Here is a 5,465-nt window from a genome sequence, read left to right as displayed (position 1 = left end):
AAACCTTTCTTTATTTTCAATACTTTTTAAGATAGATGATAGATTATGCTTAAGCATATAGATGCCAAGCCAAACAACCTCCTACCGCTGGATTTGGGAGCATATACAAAATGCAAAAGATGTTCAGTGGCGATTATATTCTAAGTATTAAAAACAGGTAAAGGCAAGTTAAGTTCACATTCCCTTCAATAGGGAGCTTCCCATTATATTTATTATATTAACGTTCCGAAAGGTAGACAAGTGGTAGCCTGTAATTAGTTTTGAGGCAATATTGATGATAAGTTCATGCAACAACTGAGAATAAAGTCTCGTCCAAAAAACATATCAAAAAACGTGGCGAGGTTTCGGAAGAATGAAGGACGCTCACCAGAAGATTCGCGCTTTTATTCTCTATGTGTCTCCTAAATAATCACATAACAAAAAAGTAGTTACTACACTAAAACCAGTGCAGTAGCTACTTTTTTATTACAGCGGACAACGGGAATCGAACCCGCAACACAAGCTTGGGAAGCTCGAATTTTACCATTAAACTATATCCGCAGATTGCTATGTGTAATCCTATTATATATCTCCCTGCTGTAAAATTCAACATAAAAAAATACAAAATAAATCACCGCTAACCTGCTGCCAGAAAAATTTTCTTGACTTTATGTGTTAAATTCTATACAATACAGGTGATTACAGATGACAAGACAGTTAACTTAACAGAAATAAAGACAGTTAAATTAACGCCTTAAAAATATAAAAACCGGGGGAAATCAGCATGAACAGTAAGAATTCTATTCAAACAATGACAATTGCAGCATTACTGGCAGCTATCGGCATCGTAATACCAATGTTTGCACCTAAAATAATTTTAGAGCCGGCTTCTTATACCTTGGCAAGCCATGTACCCATATTTATTGCTATGTTTATATCACCCTACGTTGCCATATCCGTTGCGCTCATTTCAGCCTTCGGCTTTTTACTGGCAGGCTTTCCAATCGTAGTGGTATTAAGAGCTCTTTCCCATATCGTTTTCGTTATTATCGGAGCATATATGCTTAAGAAGAGCCCAAATATGTTAAGTACCACGAGAGGCTCCGCTTTGTTCGGCCTTCTGATGGCAGTAATTCATGCAGTTAGTGAAGTTACAGTAGTTACCCTTTTCTATTGGGGAAATAATATGACAAGCAGCTATTATGAAAAAGGATATCTTTTCTCCGTTATCCTGCTTGTTGGTGTAGGTACCATCATTCACAGTATGATTGACTTTACAATAGCCTATGTGGTATGGAAGCCCCTGCAGAAGGTAGTGACCATTCCGGTAAGCGTAGGCGGAAGGAAGGCAAGATACTAAAAAAGCAAGATACTAAAACTTGAAGTAATTATTTTTTGAAATTTAATCCAAGTTAAGATTAAGATTTTCTTTTGCAAATAATTAGTATGAAGACTGTTGCACTTATTCTACGAGGAGGAAGTAAAACCTCTTGTTTTCAATAATAAGTGACAACAGTCTTTTTAATTTTCTGTTAAATTTTATTGCTTTATATTTTTGAACCTTTTTGCACCTCTGATAAGAGAAGGAGGACTGTCTGTAATACTGTCACAGCCTCTTAAACAAGTTCATTTTCCTTAACAAGCCCATCTACCCTGACAGGTCCATCCTCTTTTACTAGTCCGCTTTCCTTCACAGGCTCCTTTACGCTAAGGCATATCAGAATAAACCCTACTGCAGTTACCACAGTTCCAATCAGTAACATCCTGGTTACTCCGAAAGTATCCAGAAGCCTTCCGCCAGTCAGGTTGGCCAGGGTTCCTGCAATTCCGATGTTAGCTACTCCCAGCAGGGACTGGCCCTTTACACGGTTTTCCTTTTCGATAAGGTCGTTTACATAGTAAATAGAGGCTGGTGTAAACAGGGCAAAGGAGATCATCTGCAGGGACATGGATACATGCACCAGGGCTACATTGACCGCCAGCAGGGTCAGAAGGGATTTTACCGTAAAGAATAGTGCGGATATTTTAATCAGGGTACTTCCCTTAATCTTTCGTACAATCAGGATGAACAACGCCATGGTAGGAAGCTCCAGGGCGGCAGCGATGGAGAGGGATAACCCCATGTCGGAGCTGTTACCGCCTACATTTTCTATGATGTTAATCAGAAAAGTATTTATCAATACATGGGAATAGAACAGCATAGCAACACCACAGAGCAGCACCATAAATGTCTTGTGATGAAGTAAGAAAACAAAAAGATTACTGGATTCCTTTTCTTCTCCTGCTTCGGACGGTTCTGTTATTCCATAAAGGGCTCTTTGCTCCGCAGAAAACACCGGAAGCTTTTCCTTAAACAAAAAGGTCGAAAGGATTACAAGCAGATAGCACAGGAGAAACACAGGCAGTATGGCATCCGGGCCGAAGGCATCCACAAAAAAGCCAAGGGCAAAGGACATAATTGCAAAGGCAATTGAGCCCATACCTCTGCCAAGGCCATAATTCATAGGTACACCCTGATTCATATATTCCATGGCAAGGGAATTGAAGAGGGGATTTAAGGTGTACTCAATGGCATTAATTAAAATATAAATTACGGTTATGAGCAGGAAGGAATCCGGAAGAATATAGAGTAACAAGCCCAGCCCTAATACCATAAACATAAGGGTGAGCAGCATATGCCGCAGGGTAATCTTCTTTGAGCTGTCGGCAAAGGAAGCAACCAGAGGCTGTAACAGCATAGATAGGATAGCCGCAAAGGATAGGATAAAACCTATCTGCGTATTTTCAAAATGTTTTGCATGAAGATATACGGCTGCAAAACTGTTTATTGCACATTGACTGATCCAGTAGCTGGCCTGGATAAAGCCGAATTTAAGCGTAAGCCTTTTGGCGATGGTTTCCATGTTTATACCCATTGCATACCACAGGCAGGTCAGCAGACCAGACGGCGATATTGCCACAATATAAGTGAAGAAAGCTGTTGGCGGCATCCCTTCTATGTTTAATTTCCTTCACTTTTCCCCATAGGAAATGCTTTTATTAAGGTGTTGCAAAATATGTAGTTTTACTTTGATACAGGAAGAGCTCCTTCAATGGTTAACAGTTTTTCCTTTATGGGAAGGCCACCTCCATAGCCTACCAGCTTACCGTTTGCTCCGATTACACGGTGGCAGGGGATGATGAGGGGGATTGGATTCTTGTTGTTAGCCATGCCCACTGCTCTGCAGGCCTTGGAATTGCCTGCTCTGAGGGCAAGCTCCTTGTAGCTTATGGTCTGGCCGTAGGGGATTGTAAGAAGAGCCTCCCATACCTTTTCCTGAAAAGTAGTTCCCTTAGGAGACAGGGGAAGGTCAAAGCTTGTCCGCTTTCCTTCCAGATAGGTTATAATCTGGCTGCGAGCATCCTCCAAGACAGGTGAGATAATTCCCTCAGCTGAGTTTTCTTCTACATCTCTCATAAAGGATAGGTGGGTAATTGCGCCATCTGTTTCTGCTATATAAAGCTTACCGATAACCGTATCGATAATAATGGAATTCCTCATAACAGCCTCTTTTCTGAATATCCAGGTTTTAGATATTCAATAATCCAGATTTGGGATATTCAATAATCCAGATTTTTATTGGATATTCGATAATCCGGGTTTTACTAAATAGACGATAGCCCGGATATTCATTGGATATATAATCTGTTGTTTAAAAAGCTATACTATATTTTGGGAAAGCGGATATTAAAACTCTTATTCAAAATGCTCCAGAAGCCATTTTGCAACGCCGTCCTCCTCATTGCTCCTGATTACATGGGCAGCAGCGGCCTTAACCTCATCCTTTGCATTGGCTACCGCGCAGGTGACATCACAGGCTTTAAACATAGGCAGGTCATTCAAATTATCTCCAAAGCAGACAACCCTGTCGTAACCCAGGTTTTCCCTTAAAGTCATTACAGCATTGTATTTGGTGGCATTATTGCTGAATACTTCAAGAAACCACATGCCGTCCTTATTGTAGTTATCCTGATAGAAGGCGGTAGAGATACCGGGAATGGTCTGGTATATTTCATAGGCAGGAAGAAGTGCTTCCCTGCTGTCCAACATGGCATAATAGATGGTATGGATACCGGCAGCTTCTAAAAGGTCCTCCACCTGAATAAAGGTTTTATGAAATTTCACCTTTCGCTCCGTATAATATTCCGTCATAGCATCATTGGTCAGATTCTCATAGTAGGTTGCCAGCTTATTCTCTTTAATTTCATATAAAAAACCCGTTAGATGAAACTGTTTGGCCGTGCGCAGGATTAAGGCAGCCGTTTCTGCCGGAAGGTACCAGGTATTCAGGTACTCCTTCCGTGCCATATCATACCGAATAACTCCATTCATTAGGACCACAGGGACAGTGAGCTTAAGAGAAGACAGAATCGGAGTTACCGTAGCAGCGGTTCTGGCAGTTGCAATGGAAAAGTCCATGCCCTTTTCAATTAAGGAATTAAGGATTTCTATGGTATAAGGATTAAGTTCGGCGTGGCTGTTTAGAAGCGTTCCATCTAAATCGGAGATGTACAGTGTCTTCATTTTTTCTTCTTTCTTACAGTACTGATGAAAAGGTTTCAGGGCAGCATTTAAAAATAGCTATGTAAGTGGTGTTTCAGTTTTTTCTCTTCCAGGTGTTAAAGGCCGAAACTATGGCATTTTTATACCTGAAAGAGATTAAAAAACCTAATTTATTTTCTATATAAATCTTAAATATTAACCAGTAATTGATTACCGTTCTTTGATCTTCATGTAACTGTATTAAGTATACTAAAGCCTTTTTAAAACGTCAAATTAATTCGTAGGACCTGCCATAATATCGACAAAGTAAAATATACTTAAAGCATCCCAAAACTTAGCTGCCATAACTCAGATTTATAACAATTTATTGCTATTATTATGAATAAGGCTACCTGCCATGCTACGCTGCCATACCTGAAAGGAGAGGAAGCCAATTAAGCCTCCTTTTATTTTTATTAAACAAATCCGTCGACGATTTTGTTTTCAATATATAAAAAGAAAATAATATTAATAATGTAAGCAAATAAATTGAATATATTTGTATTTAGTATATAATTTACATGTAAAATATTGTATTGATGTTATCCTTGCATAGCATCAAGTAGTTGAATTTATAAGAAAGGAAAAGTATGATATCTAACTTTTTTAAATATCATGCAATGTAATTATTGTGAATAAAAAGAAATTGTATTTAGTGATTGTTATATCTGTTGTATTTTTTTGTATACTATTGTCTAGTTATATATATATTGCCAAGCACAATACTAATCCAATAAGAGCTCAAGGTGTTTCAAATTACGGAAAACTTTTAATTTCTCCTAAAACTTCTGAAAAACAATATAGATTAGATGAAATTTCTTCATTCGGAAATAAAGGAGATTATGTATTTGAAGGCGATTACGATGTGATTTATGAATCAAAATCGGGTCAAAAAAAGATTATA

Annotated in this window: 5 protein-coding genes and 1 tRNA gene; 2 read left to right on the top strand and 4 right to left on the bottom strand. The window is 38.6% G+C overall.

Translation table 11 applies throughout. From position 1 onward, the window contains the following. Positions 1-469: 469 nt before the first annotated feature. Positions 470-540, bottom strand: a tRNA-Gly gene (locus tag BUB77_RS28885). A gap of 223 nt (positions 541-763) precedes the next feature. Here BUB77_RS28885 and BUB77_RS28880 point away from each other — a divergent pair. Next, positions 764-1,339 carry an ECF transporter S component gene (locus BUB77_RS28880; RefSeq protein WP_073280623.1) on the top strand — a complete coding sequence of 192 codons (576 nt, stop codon included), beginning with the start codon at positions 764-766 and terminating at the stop codon, positions 1,337-1,339. A gap of 256 nt (positions 1,340-1,595) precedes the next feature. Here the strand turns inward: BUB77_RS28880 and BUB77_RS28875 are convergent, their stop codons facing one another. The 3 genes from BUB77_RS28875 to BUB77_RS28865 form a co-directional block, all read right to left on the bottom strand. Beyond that, entirely contained in the window at positions 1,596-2,969 is a 1,374-nt protein-coding gene (locus tag BUB77_RS28875; protein WP_073280622.1) for an MFS transporter, read from the bottom strand. A 74-nt stretch (positions 2,970-3,043) separates the two neighbouring features. Continuing rightward, on the bottom strand, positions 3,044-3,520 hold the full coding sequence (locus BUB77_RS28870) for a methylated-DNA--[protein]-cysteine S-methyltransferase (protein WP_073280621.1): 477 nt from the start codon (positions 3,518-3,520) through the stop codon (positions 3,044-3,046). 195 nt (positions 3,521-3,715) lie between these two features. Beyond that, a complete protein-coding gene (locus BUB77_RS28865; RefSeq protein WP_073280620.1) occupies positions 3,716-4,543 on the bottom strand; it encodes a Cof-type HAD-IIB family hydrolase in 828 nt (275 codons plus the stop codon). Between the two features lie 649 nt (positions 4,544-5,192). On the opposite strand from BUB77_RS28865, the gene BUB77_RS28860 reads away from it, so the two are divergent. Next, on the top strand, positions 5,193-5,465 hold a 273-nt coding region (locus BUB77_RS28860), incomplete at its 3' end, for a hypothetical protein (RefSeq protein ID WP_139241358.1).

This window comes from Anaerocolumna jejuensis DSM 15929 (assembly GCF_900142215.1).
Classification (GTDB): domain Bacteria; phylum Bacillota; class Clostridia; order Lachnospirales; family Lachnospiraceae; genus Anaerocolumna; species Anaerocolumna jejuensis.
Note: the sequence above shows the minus strand (reverse complement) of the source record. Positions and strands in the feature narration are given on the sequence as shown.